Consider the following 19,325-nt stretch of genomic DNA (forward strand, 5'->3'; position numbering starts at 1 on the left):
GGAACAGCTGATACCAAGCAAGAGCCAGGCCCTTCCTCTCCTTGTTCGGAGAGGGAGTGAGGCGTGACTTGAGGATGCCTCACTCTACTACCAGCCGCTGAGTGCGTCCGCCGTTCTGGACCATGTACATGCCCGGCTTCAGGCCCTCAATTGAAAGCGTTAGCTGGCTTTGACCAGCCGCAAAGCGCGCCGTTTGCACCCGCCGGCCCAGTGCATCGCTGATGCTGATGGCATCGGCTGCCAGGGCCGGCCGCTCCAGCGTGAGGGTATGGTGAGCGGGGTTGGGCCAGAGGCGCAGGCGGGCTGCTACGGGAGCGGCAGTGGCCGTTACCACAAAGTCGCGGTTTTCGAGCACCAGAATTCGGTCGTCGGTGGCGGCGGGGCTACCACGGCCGTCGCGGTTGCTGGTAGCCACATACACCCGGCCCTGGGGCGAAACGCAGATGGCCCGCAGCCGGCCGAAGCTGGTGAGGTAATCAGTGCGGGAGGAAATGGCGTCGCCGGTGGCATTAAGGGCCAGGTCGGTGAGGCGGGCGGCCTTGAGCGAAACTAGCAGCAGGCGGTTCTGCCAGCCCGGAATGGCAGGCGAAGTGTAGTACGCGAGGCCCGCCACAGCCAGCGTGGGCGTCCAGGCCGTGAGGGGTACCCGCACGTTGTTCTGGGTGCAGAAGGCCTGCTCGGTGGTTTGGTCGCAGTAGCCTTCCACCGTAGGCCAGCCGTAGTTGCGGCCGGGCTCAATGAGGTTTAGCTCATCGTCGCTGTTGGCCCCGTGCTCCGAGCTGTAGATGCGGTTGCCGAGACCCAGGGCCAGGCCCTGGGGGTTGCGGTGGCCCAGCGTGTAGGTCAGGCTACCGGAGATGGGGTTGTTGGCAGGTACGCTGCCATCAAGGTTCAAGCGCAGGATTTTGCCGTTGAGCGAAGCCGGATTCTGGGCCTGGGGCAGCTGCTGAGCGTCGCCGGTACTCATGAGCAGCGTGCGGTCGGGCAAGATGAGCAGGCGCGAGCCGCTGTGGGTGCTGGTGGCCGGAATGTTGCCCAGCAGCACCAACGGAGCGCTTAGCGTACCGTTGGCGTAGGTCAGGCGCACCAGCTTTTCGAGGTAGGTACCGTTCTCAGTGTAGTTGTACACCACGTACACGAAAGGCGACGTGGCGAAATCGGGATGCAGTGCCATACCCAGCAACCCGCCTTCCGACGACGTGGATACATCGGCCAGGGTAATGAGCGGCGTAACCGCGCCGGTGGTTGGGTTCACCCGGCTGATGCGGCCGCCGCGTTCGGTCATCCAGATGAAGTTATCGGGCCCCCAGACCAGCTCCCAGGGCACTACCAGACCAGTCGTGAGGGCCGAAACGGTGACAGTGGTAGTGCCCACCGGGAAGGTAGTTAGGGCCGGGAGCGTCTGGGCAGTCAGGGGGGCGGCGGCGAGTAGCAGGGCTGTTAGTGAGGTATAAAAGCGGTTCATAAGTAGGCTATTGAGTGGGAGGAGAGGCGCTGCATAAGATAGCAAAAACGCCCGACTTGTGGCCCGGTGCCCCACGTCTGCTGCCGCCTGCCGTTCTTGCGGCTTCCCTCCAACCTGCCCCTGCCATGTTCACCGTCAGCCCCGACCCCGCCCACCTCAATGTGCCCCTGATTCACGAGTACCTCAGTCAGCAGTCGTACTGGGGCCTGGGCATGCCGCTCAAAACGCTGGAGCGGGCCATTGCCAACTCACTCAACTTCGGCCTCTACGGCCCCGATGGCCAGCAGGCAGCCTTTGCCCGGGTGGTTACCGACCGCGCCACGTTTGCCTGGCTCTGCGACGTATTCGTGCTGCCCGAATACCAGGGCCTGGGCCTGGGCAAGCAGCTCGTGGAAACCATTATGGCCCACCCCGAGCTGCAGGGTGTGCGCCGCTTCATGCTGGCCACCCTCGACGCCCACAGTCTCTACCGCCGCTTCGGCTTCCAGGATCTGCCCACCCCCGACCGCTTCCTGGAAATCAAGAAAGCCAACCCCTACGGCGTACCAACGGGTAATTAAACCCAGAGCCTCGCACTACATCCTCAACTCGCCAAATGCAAACCCGCTGGAATGCTCTCGTGAGTCCTCTGATGCCCGATGCCACCCGGCGCGACACGATGTATGAGCAACTCGTGGCCTCCTACGACGGGCCAGGCCGCCACTACCATAACCTGCGCCACGTGCAAACCCTGCTGAACACCGTGGATGAGTACGCCGGAATGGTGGAGGACCGGCCGGTGGTGGAGTTGGCCGTCTGGTTTCACGATGCGGTATACAACTACCTCTCCTCGGAAAACGAAGCCCGCAGTGCCGAACTGGCCCGGCATTTTCTGACGTACTCCACGCTCGGCCCCGAACGGCAGGCGCGGGTAGTCTATCTTATTGAATGCACCGCCCGCCACGCTGCCGTCCACGCCCCGGCGCCCGACCTGGATTTTTTCCTCGACGCCGACCTGCGCGTGTTAGGAGCCGAGCCGGCCGCTTACGCCGAATACGCCCGCCAGATCCGGCAGGAGTACCGGCTAGTCCCCGCCGTGCTATACCGTCGAGGCCGCCGCAAGGTGCTGGAGCAACTATTGGCCGGCCCGGCGCTGTACCGCACGCCTGCGTTTCAAAGTCGGTTCGAGGCAGCCGCCCGGCGTAACCTGCGGGCGGAGCTGGACGGGTTGTAGCGTGTACCGTTCAGCGGTATGCGCTACCCGCGCAACGCCTCGCTTTCACCCCGCGTCCCTTATCTTCCGAAACGAAATTCCTGCCCATGACCCACCGTTACCTGCTGCCCCTGGCGGCGCTACTGCTGGCCGGCTCGGCCCAGGCCCAACAGCTGGCCCCGCTCACCGTTGAGAAAATAATGCGCGACCAGTCCCAGTGGCTGGGCACTTCGCCCAGCAACGTTTCCTGGGCCGACGACGGCAAGTCCATCTACTTCAACTGGAACCCCGATAAGGCGCGGCGCGACTCGCTGTACCGCATTGCCCCCAGCGGCGGCACGGCCCGCAAGGTAAGCCTGCGCGAGCAGGTGGCGCTGCCGGCCGCCGAAGGCGAGTACGATCGGCGCTACCAACGCAAGCTCTACGAGAAAGCGGGCGATATCTATTTGCTTGACCTCAAAACCCAACGTATCCGGCGCGTGACCAACACGGCCGAGCAGGAAACCGATCCGCACTTCGCCCTGCAGGACCAGGCCATCAGCTACAGCCGCGGCGGCAACCTGTTTACCTGGGACCCCGCCACTGGCGAAACCGTGCAGCGCACCGATTTCCGCAAGGGCAACCAGCCGGCCGGCACTGCGCCCACCGACCAAAGCGAAAAGTACCTGAAGGCGCAGCAATTGGCGCTCTTCGATGTACTGCGCGAGAAGGAGCAGGATGCCAAGGCCCGGCAGCGGCAGCAGCAGGCGCTGGCCAAGCTCCGGCCCAAAGCCATCTGGCTGGGCACCCAAACTGTGCGCAACATGCGCCTCTCGCCTGATGGCCGCTACGTAACCTACACGCTGGCCCAGGAACCGCCAACCGCTAAAGTGGCCTTGGTACCCGACTTCGTAACCACCTCGGGCTTCACCGAAGACATTAATACCCGCACCAAAGTAGGCGCCGCTCAGACCGCCTTGCAGCTTGGCCTCTACGATGTGGGCCGCGACACAACCTTCGTGCTGGGTTACACCGAATTGCAGGGACTAGACGAGCAGCCAGCCTACCGCAAAGAGTACCAGTTAAAAGCTAAGGCTCCCATGCCGGCTGATTCGGCTAAGGCAGCCAAAGGCGCCAAAACCGCTAAGTCGGCCACTGAATTGCGGCGAGTGGCGCCCTTCGGCCCGTTTTGGTCGGATGATGGCCGGCACGCCTTCCTCGTCATTCGCAGCGCCGATAACAAGGACCGTTGGATTGTCGGCCTGGACGCGGCTACCCAGAAAATAAAGCTGCTCGACCGCCAACACGACGACGCTTGGATTAATGGCCCTGGTATCGGCTACGGCGAAGGCAACGTGGGCTGGCTACCCGATTCGCGCCAGCTCTGGTTCCAGAGCGAAGCTACCGGCTACTCCCATCTTTACACCTACGACATCGTAAGCGGCCAAAAAAAGGCGCTGACCAGCGGCAAATTCGAGATCCAGAAAACCCAGCTGAGCCGCGACGGAAAAACGTGGTATCTGCTGGCCAACAAAACCCACCCCGGCGAGCAGCACCTCTACCGCATGCCGGTGAGCGGCGGCCCGCTCGTGCAACTCACCACCCAGCCTGGCGGATACGACGAAGCCACACTCTCGCCCGACGAGAAAACCTGGGCCCTGCGCTACAGCACCAGCAACACGCCCTGGGAGTTGTACACGATGGACAACAAGCCGGGCGCCAAGATGAAGGCTCTCACTCACTCCACCACGCCCGAGTTCGAAAGCTACGCATGGCGTCAGCCCGAGGTAATCGAGTACAAGGCCCGCGACGGGGCCGGCGTGTATGCCCGCCTCTACCGCCCCGCCAACCCCCAGGCCCAAGGCCCGGCCGTAATTTTCGTGCACGGCGCTGGCTACCTGCAGAATGCCCACAAGTGGTGGAGCAGCTACTCGCGCGAGTACATGTTCCACAATTTGCTGGTCGATAAAGGCTACACGGTGCTCGACATCGACTACCGGGGCTCGGCCGGCTACGGCCGCGACGTGCGTACCGGCATCTACCGCTACATGGGCGGCAAGGACCTCACCGACCAAGTCGACGGCGCCCAGCTGCTGGCCGAGAAATACGGCGTCAGCCCCCAGCGCATCGGCATCTACGGCGGCTCCTACGGCGGCTTTATTACGCTGATGGCCATGTTCACCCAGCCGGAGGTGTTCAAGGCCGGGGCCGCCCTGCGCTCAGTTACCGACTGGGCCCACTACAATCACGGCTACACCGACAACATCCTTAACGAGCCCTATAATGACTCAGTAGCCTACGCCCGCTCTTCCCCCATCAACTACGCCGCCGGCCTCAAAGGCCACCTGCTCATGTGCCACGGTATGGTCGATACTAACGTGCACTTCCAGGACATCGTGCGCCTCAGCCAGCGCCTCATCGAACTGAAAAAGGAGAACTGGGAGTTGGCCGTATACCCGGTCGAAAACCACGGTTTCGTGGAGCCTTCCTCCTGGACCGACGAGTACCGCCGCATCCTTAAGCTGTTCGAGGAGAATCTGACGCCAGCCCCGGCGGGCGGTAGCGGAGCCAGCGGACAGTAAACGAGCACCCGAATTATTGAGATTAAAAAACGGCGGCAGCCTTATTCTGCTGCCGTTTCTGTCTTTTACCTGCCATGAGCTTTATCGATTATGCTCCCCGCCACCCTTGGCCGCCTCACCCGCTACTCCCTGCTGCTCTTGGTGGCCACGGCTTCTTTCTGGTTTTCGCCTGCGCCTCTTACGGAGGATGAGTACTGCGGCACTTACCTTCATCTGAGCTCCTTCGCGGGTTTCATGGCCAACTGCGACGGGTTCGAGTACATGGAAAGTGCCCGCTACCCAGCCCGGCTGCTGGAGCCGCAGGCCGTACGCCAGTCGCGGCCGCTATACGTGCTACTGGGCACGGCCGTAGGCTACCCGGTTACGTGGGTGATGCAGGGCCTGCAAGCCGGCGGACTGCTGCCGGCCGCCGTGGTGGCCAAGCTGCCAGCCAAGTACCAGCCGCTACTTGGGTTCTATATCGGCTACGTGCTGCTGAATTTTGGACTGCTGCTGGGGGCGCTGCTGCTGTTTCGGCACCTGTATTACCGCCTCACGGACGGGCGAGGCCAGCCGCTGGTGTTGGCGGCGCTGCTGGTATTCCTAATATCAAACCAGGTAACCAAAGCCTTTTTCTGGACGGTTCATCAACAGATGTTCACCTTTCTGGTGCCGCTGGCGCTGCTTTGGCTGGCGCTGCAGCTGCGGCAGCAACCACGCTGGCGGGCGGCCCTGCTGGGGCTGGCGCTGCTGGGCGGCTTACTGGCGCTGGCATATGGTAGTTTCGTGCTGGTGCTGCCAGTACTGATCTACGGGTTGTGGTTACTGCGCCGCCAGAAGCCGTTGCTTACCCTAACAGCCCGGGCCCTGCTGCTGACTAGCCTATTCGTGTTGCCCACGCTGCTCTGGATACTATTGCTGCAATTGCGCGGTGTGGCCTATTACAACCACGAGGCCGAAGCCTACCACCAATTGGTGTGGCTGCAGGGGCTGTGGCTGCAGCCGCTGCCCGACTTCCTAGTGCTGACCGGGGCCAACCTGGCCCAGTTCGGAACCACGTTACCGGCCATTGCGCCCTTCCTGGTCGCAGCACTGGCCGCGGGGTGGTGGCTGTACGGAGGCGCCCCCGGCCGGCCCACTGGCCTAACCGAGCTGATTGGCCTGCTGGCCTTGCTGACGGGCTTTCTGGCCGGGCTGGGCTACTACAAAGAGCGCCTCACGTTTATGCTGGTGCCGCTGCTGTTGCTCGTAGCGGCCCTAGCATTGGCCCGCCGGCCACCGGGCCCTCGTGGCAGCGCGCTGCTGCTGGCGGCGGCCTTGGGCTGGCACGTTTGGCAGGTGGCTAGCTACGGACCATTTTCCTAATAATATCGACATAACACACATCATAACAAATATTTACATCATTACTAAACAACGAAAACCCCAGTAGAGGGCCCCAACCCATAGCGGTTGGCGGCACCCTGCCGGGGTTTCCGATAAGAGTAGGCAATGGCTTTCAACTGACAAGCCAGCCTGCCCAAATTCACTAGCATTAGCCGTGCTACAATTGCTTTATGAAGCCCAGCCCTGAGTAGGCGTAACCGTTTACGTTAACGCCCTGTACCGGAAACACTGAAAGGCCAGTGCGGCTGGTGGTTTTATGCAACTGTGGCACCAGAATGCCCACCGCTGCGCCTACCGTGTAGCCCACAATATTATCGGAAAGGAAGTGCTTGCCGGCCTTGAGGCGGAAATAGCCCGTAGCCGCGGGCAGCAGTGCTGCCGTGCCCCATACGAAAGGGCGGGCCGCCGAGCCGGGGTTGAAATCGTGGTATACTTTGGCGGCGAAGAATGTAGCCGCTGCTGTGTTGGCCGTATGGCCGGCAAAAAACGAGTTGGTGGAGATGTGGCTGGTACGCTTGCCTCCTCCTTCGGAGCCATACAGGAAAGGACGGTAGCGGTACACATTGCCGGCCGTAAGTGTAAAGGCAGCATTGGAGGCCAGCATGGTCTGCAGATACAGCCCTAGCACCTGCCCGTAGCGGCCCCGCACGTCGCTGTCGAGGGCCAGCAAACCCGGTGCCAGCAGCAGCGACGGATACACAATAAAGTCGCTTGCAGTTTGGGCGCTGGTGCTGAAGTTACCGGCCGCAAATCGGTCGAATTTGGGTACATCCTGCTTATTGAGAGCCGCCAGCTGTGTCTGGTTAAGGCCGTCCTTTTTGGAAATCAGCAGCAGCCCTACACCGCTCAATGCCCCCAAGCCCGCCGTAACAGGTGCGTCGACGGCAAAGCGGGTGCGGTAGGGTGAAGACGCACGCTGGGCCTGTGCCTCAACTAAAGGCAATAGCGGCAAAAGAAGCAATGGCGTAAAACGCTTCATAAGGAGGAAAAGTAAACTGAGAGAGAATGGCGCTGAAAGCGGTGAACGCAAATGTAGCACGATGGTTAAGGCCGGGACTATACGGGCTGCTTTCAGTAAGGTCCAGATTCAAAATCAACCAATAGAAATCTCGTAGCTTTGCGGCCCTGACCGGCCATTTGCCGACCTAGGGCAGGGGCTACCGGCCTCTCGCGTACTTCTACCTTTCTTAGCTGATGCCCTACCTGTTCACGTCCGAATCCGTTTCGGAAGGCCACCCAGATAAAGTAGCCGACCAGATTTCCGACGCTATCCTCGACGAATACCTGCGCCAGGACCCCACCGCTAAAGTGGCCTGCGAAACCTTGGTAACCACCGATTTTGCCCTCGTAGCCGGCGAAATCAAGTCGACTGCCCATGTAGATGCCGAGCCTATCATCCGCGAGGTTATCCGCCGCATCGGCTACAATAAGCCCGAATACCTGTTCAACGCCGACACCTGCGAGGTGATGAACCGCCTGCACGAACAGTCGCCCGACATTAGCCAGGGCGTGGTACGCGCTACGGCTGAAGAGCAGGGTGCCGGCGACCAGGGCATGATGTTCGGCTACGCGACCAACGAAACGGCCAACTACATGCCGCTGGGTCTCGACTTGTCGCACCGGTTACTGCGCGAGCTATCGGCTATGCGCAAAGAAGGCCGCGAAATGACTTACCTGCGCCCCGATGCCAAAAGCCAGGTAACCATCCGTTACGCCGACGACAACACGCCCGAAGCCATCGAAACCATTGTCGTTAGCACCCAGCACGACGAGTTCGATGCCGATGAGGCCACCATGCTGCGCCGCATTGAGGAGGACATCAAAACCATCCTCATCCCCCGCGTGAAGGCCCAACTCGATGCCAACACCCAGGCGTTGTTCACCGACAGCATCACCTATCACATCAACCCTACGGGCAAATTCGTCATCGGTGGCCCCCACGGCGACTCGGGCCTGACGGGCCGCAAGATTATCGTGGATACCTACGGTGGTAAAGGGGCCCATGGCGGCGGAGCCTTCTCGGGCAAAGATTCGAGCAAGGTTGACCGTTCGGCAGCTTATGCGGCCCGCCACATCGCCAAAAATCTAGTAGCCGCCGGCGTAGCCGACCAAGTGCTCGTGCAGGTAGCCTACGCCATTGGTGTAGCCGAACCCGTAGGCGTGTTCGTAGATACCTACGGCACCACCCAGGTCAGCAACGGCAATGGCGAAAAGCTTACCGACGGCCAGATTGCCCGGAAAGTGCAGAACATTTTCGACCTGCGCCCCTACGCCATCGTACAGCGCCTAGGTCTGCAGAACCCTATCTTCGCCGAGTCGGCTGCCTATGGCCACATGGGCCGCGAAGCTGGTACCAAGCAGGTGAACATGCCCGATGGCAGCACCAAAACCGTCGAAACCTTTACCTGGGAGAAGCTTGACTACGTAGACAATATCAAAGCTGAGTTTGGCCTATGATTTTGTTGTTGAGGCTGCTTCAAACCCAGAATAAGCCATTGCGCTTGGCGCTGGTAGTGCTAGCGGCCTACGCTATCTACCGGGCCGGCTACAGTGCTGGCGAGTTTGGTTACTATCTACAGCACTAAGCTGCTACCAATCATGTAAAAGCCCCGCCTGACGATTCAGGCGGGGCTTTTACATGATTGGTAGCAGGCTCAGTGCTAACAACGCGGCTTTAGTAGTTCACCAGCTTCTCCTTGTGCTTTACCAACTGGCGGCGCATAGCCTCATAGCAGGCATCGGTGGCGGCTTCGAAAGTAGGCGCGTCTTCCTCACAGAACAGCGTGTTGCCGGGCACCATCAGCTTGAATTCTACGGTTTTGTTAGCAATACCGTCTTTATTGTTCACTTTGAGGATAACTTCACCTTCGGTTATGCGGTCGAAGAATGTTTCGAGCTTATTAAGGCGTTGCTGAATGAAATCGAGCAAGGGCTGGCCGGCGTCAAAATGCACCGAATTGATCTGTACTTTCATCAACTAGGGGGTTAAGGGTAAACAATAAATCAGTCAGGCCTTGGGGTGGGCCTGCTCAAAAACGGACTTCAACCTATCGATACTCAGGTGGGTGTATACCTGCGTGGCGGCTAGGTTGGCGTGTCCGAGCAATTCTTTAATAGCGTTCAAATCAGCTCCTTTACCCAGCAGGTGCGTGGCGAAGGAGTGGCGGAGCACGTGCGGATGCTGCTGGCCCGAAGCCGTGGTTATCTGGCTTAGATAGTGCTTCACGGTGCGGTAAACCAGTTTTTCATACAGCGGCTCGCCTTTGTCTGTAACGAGAAGCGGCGCGGTGGCGTTGCCGCTACTACCGAACTCGTGCCGCTGCCGGGCTATATACTGCTCCAGAACCCGCACTAAACCTGAGTTGAGCGGCACAATACGCTGCTTGCTGCCCTTACCCGTTACGCGCACAGTGCTGCCAGCCAAGCTTAGGTCAGCGGGCCGAATGCCCATCAGCTCTGAGAGGCGCATGCCGGTACCATAAAGTAGCTCCAGAATCAGCTGGTCGCGGGCCCCGGCGAAAGTATCTGGAAATTCGAAGGAATTCAGGAGGTTATTGAGGCTTTCTTCGGGTACGAAGTCGGGCAGCTTCTTGGCTGTTTTGGGCGAGGTGATGCGTAGCATCGGATTCTTGGCCACCGATCCGGTGCGCAGCAGATAGCTATAGTAGGAGCGCAGGCACGCGATTTTGCGATTCACAGTACGCGGGTCGAGTTGCTGCTGCATGAGCTGCACTACCCAGGAGCGGATCAGCGTATGGTCGGCTTGGGTAGGGTCATCGAGTTCGTAAGTGGCCTTCAAGAACTCGCCAAACTGCCGCAGATCCGTTTGGTACGATACGACCGTGTGTGGGCTATACCGCTTCTCGAAACGCAGGTAATCAAAAAACAACTCCATAAACAAGCAGCAACTAAGGGCCGGATAGCCAATGTAGGTAATTCAATTCAGCAAACAAACCTACCCGCTGAAACGCAAGAAACCCGTCTGACTCGCTCAGAGAGCAAATCAGACGGGTTTCTTGATCATATTAGCAGCTAAGCCGCTATCAGATGCTTACTTGGGGTCTGCATCAGGACCGTAAGTAGAAAGCTTGTAGATGGCCTTCTGCTTCTGCTTGCGGTTGGTGATGGAAGGCTTCTGGAAGAAAGTGCGACGACGCAATTCCTTCAGAACGCCGGTGCGCTCGAATTTCTTCTTGAAGCGCTTGAGCGCGCGGTCAACCGACTCGTTTTCTTTGATTTGGACGATGAGCATATCAGCAGTGAACTTGGAAAATCAACTATGAAGGGCCGCAAAGATAGGGAACCCTCCTTAATAATCAATCACAGATGACACTGATTTTTCGTTGAATGGAATGACTTTATGCTGACCGGCATCCGGTTACCGAAGTTAGCATGACAGCAAAACAGCCTGACACTCAACTGGCCGAAACCAGCATATTCAACGAAAAACCAGCCAAACTGCGTTTTACTTCAGGATGGCCCGGGCAATAACGAGCTTCTGAATCTCGGAGGTGCCTTCGCCAATGGTGCAGAGCTTGGCGTCGCGGTAGTACTTCTCGGCTGGGTAATCCTTTGTGTAGCCGTAGCCGCCAAAAATCTGCACGCCTTCGTTGGCCACGCGCACGCTCACCTCAGAAGCATAAAGCTTAGCCATAGCCGACTCCAGATTCACATTCAGGCCGCGGTCCTTCATATCGGCAGCGCGGTAGGTGAGCAGGGAAGCTGCCTCAATCTCGGTAGCCATATCGGCCAGCTTGAAGCTGATGCCCTGGAAGTTGCTGATGGGCTGGTTGAACTGGTGGCGCTCCTTGGAGTACTGCAGCGCAGCCTCATAGGCACCTTGCGCAATACCCAGGCTCAGGGCAGCAATGCTGATGCGGCCGCCGTCGAGCACCTTCAGCGCCTGCACGAAGCCGTCACCCACTTTGCCAATCACGTTTTCCTTGGGGATCCGGCAGTCGGTGAAAATCAACTCAGTGGTTTCCGAAGCCCGCATGCCCAGCTTGTCTTCCTTGCGGCCAGCCTCGAAACCGGGCGTACCACGCTCGATGATGAAGGCCGTCATGGCCCGCGAGTCACCAACTTCGCCAGTGCGGGCAATTACCACGGCCACGTTGCCGGTTTTGCCGTGGGTAATGAAGTTTTTGGCACCGTTGAGTACGTAGTGGTCACCATCCTCGATGGCAACAGTGCGCATATTGCCGGCATCAGAGCCAGTATTAGGCTCAGTCAAGCCCCAGGCACCAATCCACTCGCCGGAGGCCAGCTTAGGCAGGTACTTATGCTTTTGCTCCTCGGATGCGTGCTGGAGAATGTGGCCAGTGCAGAGCGAGTTGTGCGCAGCCATGCTTAGGCCAATGCTACCATCAATCTTCGACAGCTCGGCAATGGCCGTCACGTACTCCACGTAACCGAATCCTGCTCCACCGTACTCCTGGGGCACAAGCACGCCCATTAGGCCCAGCTCACCGAGCTTATGGAACACCTCTTTGGGGAACTCCTGCGACTCGTCCCACTCCATCATGCGAGGCTTGATGTGCTGGGCGCCAAAGTCGCGCACCATCTGGGCAATCATGGTTTGATTTTCGGTAGCTACCAGTTCCATAAGTAAGGGGTGGGTGGGATGGTTGAAAGAAGTTGGACGAGAGTGCTATAACCAGCAAAGCCCGACTTTGGGTTCGCAAAAGTACGATTTTACACCCGTCCCTGCTAGCGCAGGATTCAGGCCAGCAAAGCTTCCGATTTTGATAGGCCCGGTTTATTCGGTTTCTTTGATGGTTCTTAAGCGAATACTATCCGGCCGAGCCAGCATATTCGCTTACGTTTTTTCCATCTGAATCCGGCCTGAGTCGGTCTGCATGCCTAAATTAATCCTTCGCCGTTTCCTCATCCTGTGGCTGCTGTGCTCCCCGGCGGCGCTATTGCTAGGCTCCTGCTCCGCCGCCCGCGTACATCAGCAGAATATTTTATTTCGAGCCGACGGAGCGGGTCGCCTTGATACGGCTAAGCTGCGTGACGTAGTAAACAGAGCCGAACGCAACTACATTATTCAACCGAATGACTACCTAGAAGTTCGGGTATATACCAACGAAGGCGAACGAATTCTCGACCCCAATGGGGAATTGCAATTCGGCAGCATGACAGGTGTAGGCAGCACAGGAGGCGCAGGCAGTATCGGCTCCAGCCAGGCACAATCAGCCCCTGGAGGCCGTCAGGGAGGCCAGCAGAATCAGCAGCAAAACCAGAACAGCAACCAGTTTTTAGTACAGCACGATGGTGTCGTACGCTTACCTATGGTGGGCTATCAGCGCCTGACTGGCTTGACTTTGCTGCAGGCCGACAGCCTGTTGCAAACCCGATACACTGAATTTTACAAAGGAGTATTTGTAACGACGCGGGTAGCTAACAACCGTATTATCGTACTCGGCGCTACTTCCGGCGGCTCCGGACAGGTTATCCAGATGTTCAACGACAACATGAACCTGCTGGAGGTGCTGGCTATGGCTGGGGGCATTAATGGGGCTTTTGTAGGCACTACCGCCTCAGGCGCGTCCGGGCGCGCCGACAACATTCGGCTGATCCGAGGCAGTCTGAAGAATCCACAGGTGCAGATTATAGATCTGACAACAATTGATGGCATGCGCCGGGCGAACCTGCAAGTGGAACCCAATGATATTATATATGTTGAGCCTATCCGGCGGCCATTCTACGAAGGCCTGCAGGATGCAGCGCCTTTATTTAGCTTGATTGCAAGTATTGCAGGTGTTGTAAGCACTATCTACCTTATTTCGCGACTTGGCAGCAACGGCAACTAGCCGAAAGCTTTCTCATTAGTTACCTGAATGGCAGTAAAAGAAGACGCGGAACTGGAAGAACTCATCCGCCAAGCTGGCGGCGGTGAGCCCACGGAAGATGAAGATGACGGCGGTGGGCTAGACCTAACTACTTTGCTGACGGTAGCCCGTAAAAGCCTGCCTTGGATAGTACTGCTCGTTGCGTTAGGCCTCACGGCTGCGTGGCTTTTTCTGCGCTACACGCCCCCGCTCTATAAATCTTCTTCCACCTTAAAGATTGACGAGAAAACAGAGGCAGGCGTACTGGGTCTGGGTGGCCTAGGCGGAGCTGTAGAACAGAAGCAAAGCTTAACTAAGCTGTCAGGTGAAGTTGAACTCATCAAGTCTGATATCATTTACAGCCGTCTTAACGACTCGCTGGCTCTTGATGTAAATTACTACGTGCAGGGGACGGTCTTGGAAACCGAAATCTATGGGGCATCACCTTTCGAAGTGAATTATGAAGCGGCAGTTGATGCCGCCTTTGATCAGAAGATAGCCTTACGCTTTCTCTCTCCTACCACATTTGAGTTGACTTTGCCTGAGGCCCTAGGAGGTGCCGAGCAACAACACACCTTCGGCCAGCCTTTCACAGCGGCTGGCTTTCGATTAACGATACGTCGAACCAAAGACTTTAACTCGGCAGCACTCGATGGGCAATATTCTTTTCTCATCAACAGCCCTAGCGCTCTAAGTAACTACTTTAACACCAATCTACTGGTTGATATCGTTAATCTAGATGCTAACACTATCAGCATCTCATTTACTGACCATAACCCAGCCAAGGCCCGCGACATTGTAGATGCCGTGGATGCAGTATATCTGGAGGAGAAGCTTACTCGCAAGCGTGAGCAGTCTGCCCGGGCGCTACGCTACATAAACGAGCAGTTAGGCAGCAATAACCAGAGTCTCAGTCAGGCTGAGGAAAACATGGAGGCATTTGTGAAGCGCACGGGCTCCTACGATGTGAAAGGTGAAGTAGGGCAGCTTACAGGCCTGCTTCAAACGTTGGAGGAAGAGCGCGCCAAGCTGCAGGAACAAAGCGAGATGATGAGCGATGTAGGCCAGTTGCTGGACCGGGAGCAACTAACGACCCGTGCTGATGGAGACGTAATGCAAAGTATTCCGGCTTTGGCTGATGTAAAGGATGGCCAACTCGTACAGCGCATTACAGAGTTGAGCGACGCCCAACTCGACCTGAAGCGGGCCTTACTTTCTTATCAGCCGGGCGCTACGGTGGCTATGCAGATAAAGGAACAGAGCATTGCTGACCTTAAAAAGATAGTGCGGCAGCTACTGCGTAAAAACCAGCAGTTGCTCAAGGCACAGGAGGATAAGTTGCTAGGCAAGCGAGCTGAGTTAGAATCCAAACTGCGTAGCCTGCCAGATAAATACACCGAGCAGGCACGTCTGGAGAGACCATTAGAACTGTATGAGAAGTACAACCTGATGATGTTGGATAAGCGGATAGAGTTTGGCATTTCGATGGCCGGCGCTACCGCTGATTTCCAGATCCTGTCTCCTGCTTCCCCCGCTGTTCCTATTTCGCCTGTGAAGGTGATGATATATGCCATTGGGCTGGCGGCCGGTATTTTGTTAGGATTAGGGCTGATTGCCGTTCGCTACCTTTTGCACAATACCGTTACCAACATCCGCGAACTGGAGCGCAACACGCATGCGCCGGTACTGGGCGTAATTCCGACTTACGACAAAGAAAAGATGGCCGTTTCGAAGCTGGTAGTCGACCGCAACCCAAAGTCGGCACTATCGGAAGCTATTCGCTCCATCCGGACTAATCTGGAATTTATTGCTTCTTCTAAAAAGAAGCGTCTGATTTCGGTGACCTCAACTATCAGCGGTGAGGGTAAGACTTTTGTGGCAGTCAATTTGGCCGGCATCATTGCGGCGTCTGATCAGCGGGTGGTTGTTCTGGACCTCGATATGCGCAAACCCAAAGTGAATTTAGCCTTCGATGCTGAAAATGTTAAGGGCATCAGTACAATCCTGATTGAGAAGCACACTTGGCAGGAATGTGTGCAACACACCAGTATTCCTGCGCTTGATTTCATCTCGGCTGGTCCGACGCCACCTAATCCTTCAGAGTTAATTCTGAGCGACCTATTTGATCCGCTGATTGCCGAATTGCAGCAGCACTATGATGTTATCATTATTGACACTCCACCGGTGGGACTTGTTACAGATGGTATCCTGATCATGCGCAAAGCTGACGTGCCGATTTATGTTGTCCGGGCTAATTACTCCAAAAAATCATTCCTCAAGAATATCAATAAGCTGATTCGTACCAATGGTTTCACTAAGCTGACGACCATTCTTAACGATGCTAAAACCACTGGCGGTTATGGCTATGGATATGGCTATGGCTATGGCTATGGGCAAGGATATTACGATGAGGATAATACGCCTAAAGATGGTATGCTAGGCCGGCTTCGGAAGCGCATATCCTGATTTAAATCCCCCTATGTCGTTTCTCAGCAAGCTGTTTGGCACAACGAAGTTGCCTGCCGAGGCTGCATCGTTAGCCGCATTGGAGGTCGACATGCACTCGCATGTACTGCCGGGCCTTGATGACGGGGCAGAGACGCCGGAACAAGCACTTGAACTACTACGCCAGCTAAAGGCTCTCGGCTACCGCAAGTTGATCATGACGCCTCACGTCATGGGCGACTTTTACCGCAATACGCCTGAAGGTATCCGCGGAGCCTTGACGGCGCTGAAAACGGCAGCGGCCCGGGCAGGCATTACGGGCCTGGAGTTGGACTGCGCCGCTGAATACTACCTCGATGAGCATTTCGGGCGGCGACTGGAGCAGCCGGAGTCGTTGCTGACATTTGGGGGCGCGCGGCGGCTGCTGTTGTTTGAAACATCGTATATCAACGAGCCTTTCAATCTGAACGAAAGCATATTTAATATGCAGGCGGCGGGCTACCAGCCGGTGCTGGCGCATCCCGAACGCTACACTTACCTGTATGGCCGCTTTGAAGAGCTGGAGCGCCTCCGTGAGCAGGGGGTTATGCTGCAGGTTAATCTTAATTCGTTGGCTGGCTATTATTCGAGCGGTGCCAAACGCGTAGCGGAGAAGCTGATTGACGGTGGCCTCGTGGACCTGCTGGGTACTGACACGCACCACACCAAGCACCTCGATACACTACGCACCAAAACACTGGCTACGCCCTATCTGGCCAAAGCCTTGGCTCTGCCGCTGCTAAACAACACGCTATAAGCTATAGGTGGTTGGTTCGCATTACGACCGAACTGTAAGCGGACAACCTTATACTGGCAACTGACAACTCGTAACATGATTCTGGTAACCGGCGGTACGGGGTTGGTAGGCAGTTTTTTGCTGGTAGAACTGGGCCGGCGTGGCTTACCGGTACGTGCGATTTACCGGGGCCAGACACCGCCTGTAAGTGCTAAAACACAACCTGTAGAATGGATACCCGGCGACCTGCGCGACGGCTTGGGCCTGCGGGCAGCGCTGGAGGACGTAACGCATGTGTTTCACTGTGCCGGGCTGGTGTCATATGCCCCGCAGGATGAGGAGGACCTACTGCGGGTGAATGTGGAGGGAACGGCCAACGTAGTGGATGCCTGCCTGGAGCGTCCCGGTATCCGGCTGGGCTATGTATCGTCGGTGGCGGCGCTGGGTGGCGGGGCGGCGGCAGCCCAGCGCGAGTTGCCTACCACCGAACCATTACGCATCGATGAGCAGGGCCAGTGGGATTTGGGGGCCGAGCACAGCGCTTACGCTACGTCCAAGTATCTGGCTGAGCTGGAGGTTTGGCGGGGAGTGTCGGAGGGGTTACGGGCGGTGGTAGTGAACCCTTCGGTGGTGCTGGGGCCAGCCGACTGGCACCGCAGTAGTACCCGCCTCTTTCGCTACGCGTATGATGAGCACCGCTTCTATACGCCCTCCAGCCTTAACTTGGTAGATGTGCGCGACGTGGCCGAAATGCTGGCTCAACTCACCCTCGATACCGACAATAATGGCGAGCGGTACGTGCTGAACGCCGGGCACTGGCCGCTGGCCGAGGTGCTGGACCTGATGGCATCCGGCTTCGGCAAACGCCCGCCCAGCGTGGCCGTACCGGCGTGGGCCGCCGAAACTATCTGGCGGCTTGAGCATGTTCGGTCATTGCTTACCGGAGCACGACCGCTCATTACCAAAGACACGGCCCGCGCCGGCCGCCGGCCGCTGGCTTACCAAACCAACAAAATTTGCCAGGAGTTAGGCCGCGGGTTCCGACCTTTGCCGGAAACCATCCGTTGGTGCTGCCAGGAGTTGGCGAAACAGTGAAGTAGTGCAGCGCAGTGTTGCTTCATTAATTGCCCAATGGTGCGGTTGTTGTATATTCAGGGTAAGGGAGTTTCTGGCTTGAAGCGGCCCCTACCCACCCCACGAAACCTGCCTTTTTGGCGGGTTTGTGTTGTTAGCTGACGCATGAGAATGAACGAAAACTTTGAAGACCGGGAGGAAGTGCTGGCTACTGTGCGCCGTTTTGAGGACATGGTGGACCGCAACGAGCCCGTATTTTTCGATCTGGCCGATTTTGAGAATATCATCGACCACTATACTTCCAACACCCAATACGACCGAGCCTTACAGGCCTGCGAGGCCGCTATAACCCAATATCCATTCAGCACTGAGCTGCTGATTGACCGCTCGCAGGTGCTGGCCATGAAGGGCGAGTACGCCGCCGCCAGCACCCAGATTGAGGACGTGGCTCACCTGGACCCCACTAACCCCGATGTGGCCGTTACCCGCGGCATTATTGCTACGCAGAAGGGCGACTTTGCTGAAGCAGTAGCCTTCTTCCTGCAGGCCTTGGAAACCACTGAGGACCGCGACGATATTTTCTTCAACCTCGGCCTGGCTTACCAAAGCTGGCAGAAATACAAAAGCGCCGCCAAGTATTACAAGCAGAGCCTGCGCCTCAGCCTCGACAATGATGTGGCCGTGCAGGAGTTGCTATACTGCCTGGAGGTAAGCGGGCGCTTGGAAAGCAACCTGGATTTTTTCCGGCGCTTTACCGACGACGACCCGTATTCGGCCCTGGCCTGGTTCAACCTGGGGCAGGCCGAGTACCGGGCCGGCCACTTCGATGCGGCCATCAGCGCTTTTGAGTACGCTATCCTCATTGATGCCCAGTACTACGACGCCCACGGCTACCTGGCCAGTTGCTACGTCAGTATTGAGCGCTACCGGGCGGCCATTACCGAGTTTGAGCTGAGCTACGCCGAGGGCATACCTACGCCTGAGGCCCTGTGCAACATCGGCGAGTGCCACGAAAAGCTGGCCGAGTGGGACTTGGCCCGCCGCTTCTACCAGAAAGCCATCGACCTCGATGCCACTATGGACGAGGCGTGGTTTGGCATCGGCATTATCATGCAGGCACAGGAGAAATATTTCGAGGCCATCCACTTCTTTCGCAAGGCCGTGGGCCTTTATGATGAGAGCGTGGAATATTGGCTGGCGCTGGCGGCTGCCGAGTATCAGATTGGCAACCTCACTTCAGCGGTGGAGGCCTACGAAAAGGCCACCGAAACCGGCCCCGACAATAAGGACGGCTGGCTGAACTGGAGCATTCTGCTGTATGAGCAGGGCAATTTCGACGGGGCCATCGACCTGATGCGCACGGCCCTCGAAATCAGCCCCGTGGAGGCCGAGCTGCATTACCGGCTGTGCGCCTATCTGCTGGCAGCCGGGCGCTACCGCGAGGCGTACCAGACGCTGGAAAGCGCGCTTACGCTCGATTTCGACAAGCATCGGCTGTTGTTCGACTATTTCCCCGAGCTGGAGTCGCAGCAGGCGCTGGCCCGCCTGATTGACCAGTACCGGAAGTAAGCGCTAGGCAGAAAACCAGAATGATAAAGCCGTTGAACGCAGCTAC

Annotated in this window: 16 protein-coding genes; 10 read left to right on the forward strand and 6 right to left on the reverse strand. The window is 57.6% G+C overall.

Translation table 11 applies throughout. From position 1 onward, the window contains the following. Positions 1-79: 79 nt before the first annotated feature. On the reverse strand, positions 80-1,465 hold the full coding sequence (locus HW556_RS12105) for a PQQ-dependent sugar dehydrogenase (protein WP_176900310.1): 1,386 nt from the start codon (positions 1,463-1,465) through the stop codon (positions 80-82). 125 nt (positions 1,466-1,590) lie between these two features. Between HW556_RS12105 and HW556_RS12110 the strand changes: the two genes are divergently transcribed. The 4 genes from HW556_RS12110 to HW556_RS12125 all read left to right on the forward strand — a co-directional run bounded on the left by HW556_RS12110 (position 1,591) and on the right by HW556_RS12125 (position 6,562). Then, positions 1,591-2,025, forward strand: a complete 435-nt coding sequence (locus HW556_RS12110; protein WP_176900311.1) for a GNAT family N-acetyltransferase — start codon at positions 1,591-1,593, stop codon at positions 2,023-2,025. Between the two features lie 35 nt (positions 2,026-2,060). Further along, entirely contained in the window at positions 2,061-2,678 is a 618-nt protein-coding gene (locus HW556_RS12115) for an HD domain-containing protein (protein ID WP_176900312.1), read from the forward strand. A gap of 86 nt (positions 2,679-2,764) precedes the next feature. Continuing rightward, positions 2,765-5,218 carry a S9 family peptidase gene (locus HW556_RS12120; RefSeq protein ID WP_176900313.1) on the forward strand — a complete coding sequence of 818 codons (2,454 nt, stop codon included), beginning with the start codon at positions 2,765-2,767 and terminating at the stop codon, positions 5,216-5,218. 90 nt (positions 5,219-5,308) lie between these two features. Then, positions 5,309-6,562, forward strand: a complete 1,254-nt coding sequence (locus HW556_RS12125) for a hypothetical protein (protein WP_176900314.1) — start codon at positions 5,309-5,311, stop codon at positions 6,560-6,562. A gap of 178 nt (positions 6,563-6,740) precedes the next feature. On the opposite strand, the gene HW556_RS12130 is transcribed toward HW556_RS12125, so the two are convergent. Continuing rightward, positions 6,741-7,562 (reverse strand): phosphatase PAP2 family protein, encoded by an 822-nt coding sequence (locus HW556_RS12130; RefSeq protein ID WP_176900315.1) that lies wholly within the window; start codon positions 7,560-7,562, stop codon positions 6,741-6,743. Positions 7,563-7,777: 215 nt separating this feature from the next. Here HW556_RS12130 and metK point away from each other — a divergent pair, with 215 nt between their 5' ends. Beyond that, positions 7,778-9,040, forward strand: a complete 1,263-nt coding sequence (gene metK, locus HW556_RS12135) for a methionine adenosyltransferase (protein ID WP_176900316.1) — start codon at positions 7,778-7,780, stop codon at positions 9,038-9,040. 217 nt (positions 9,041-9,257) lie between these two features. On the opposite strand, the gene hpf is transcribed toward metK, so the two are convergent. From hpf to HW556_RS12155, 4 genes are all read right to left on the reverse strand, one after another. After that, positions 9,258-9,557, reverse strand: coding sequence for a ribosome hibernation-promoting factor, HPF/YfiA family (gene hpf / locus HW556_RS12140; protein ID WP_019946230.1), 300 nt, complete (start codon positions 9,555-9,557; stop codon positions 9,258-9,260). Between the two features lie 33 nt (positions 9,558-9,590). Beyond that, entirely contained in the window at positions 9,591-10,478 is an 888-nt protein-coding gene (locus HW556_RS12145) for a tyrosine-type recombinase/integrase (protein ID WP_176900317.1), read from the reverse strand. A gap of 156 nt (positions 10,479-10,634) precedes the next feature. Continuing rightward, the gene (rpsU, locus tag HW556_RS12150; protein WP_019946232.1) at positions 10,635-10,835 is read right to left on the reverse strand and encodes a 30S ribosomal protein S21; all 201 of its coding nucleotides are present in this window, start codon (positions 10,833-10,835) and stop codon (positions 10,635-10,637) included. 213 nt (positions 10,836-11,048) lie between these two features. Further along, on the reverse strand, positions 11,049-12,188 hold the full coding sequence (locus tag HW556_RS12155) for an acyl-CoA dehydrogenase (protein ID WP_176900318.1): 1,140 nt from the start codon (positions 12,186-12,188) through the stop codon (positions 11,049-11,051). Positions 12,189-12,441: 253 nt separating this feature from the next. Between HW556_RS12155 and HW556_RS12160 the strand changes: the two genes are divergently transcribed. From HW556_RS12160 to HW556_RS12180, 5 genes are all read left to right on the forward strand, one after another. After that, positions 12,442-13,398, forward strand: a complete 957-nt coding sequence (locus tag HW556_RS12160) for a polysaccharide biosynthesis/export family protein (RefSeq protein ID WP_176900319.1) — start codon at positions 12,442-12,444, stop codon at positions 13,396-13,398. Between the two features lie 27 nt (positions 13,399-13,425). Then, the gene (locus tag HW556_RS12165) at positions 13,426-15,882 is read left to right on the forward strand and encodes a GumC family protein (RefSeq protein WP_176900320.1); all 2,457 of its coding nucleotides are present in this window, start codon (positions 13,426-13,428) and stop codon (positions 15,880-15,882) included. Between the two features lie 13 nt (positions 15,883-15,895). Then, positions 15,896-16,657: a tyrosine-protein phosphatase gene (locus HW556_RS12170; RefSeq protein ID WP_176900321.1), complete on the forward strand. Its 762-nt coding sequence runs from the start codon at positions 15,896-15,898 to the stop codon at positions 16,655-16,657. Between the two features lie 75 nt (positions 16,658-16,732). Continuing rightward, positions 16,733-17,731 carry an NAD-dependent epimerase/dehydratase family protein gene (locus tag HW556_RS12175; RefSeq protein WP_176900322.1) on the forward strand — a complete coding sequence of 333 codons (999 nt, stop codon included), beginning with the start codon at positions 16,733-16,735 and terminating at the stop codon, positions 17,729-17,731. A gap of 150 nt (positions 17,732-17,881) precedes the next feature. Beyond that, positions 17,882-19,279 (forward strand): tetratricopeptide repeat protein, encoded by a 1,398-nt coding sequence (locus HW556_RS12180; protein ID WP_176900323.1) that lies wholly within the window; start codon positions 17,882-17,884, stop codon positions 19,277-19,279. Positions 19,280-19,325 lie beyond the last annotated feature (46 nt).

The sequence above is a fragment of the Hymenobacter terrestris genome, from assembly GCF_013377905.1.
Lineage (GTDB): Bacteria > Bacteroidota > Bacteroidia > Cytophagales > Hymenobacteraceae > Hymenobacter > Hymenobacter terrestris.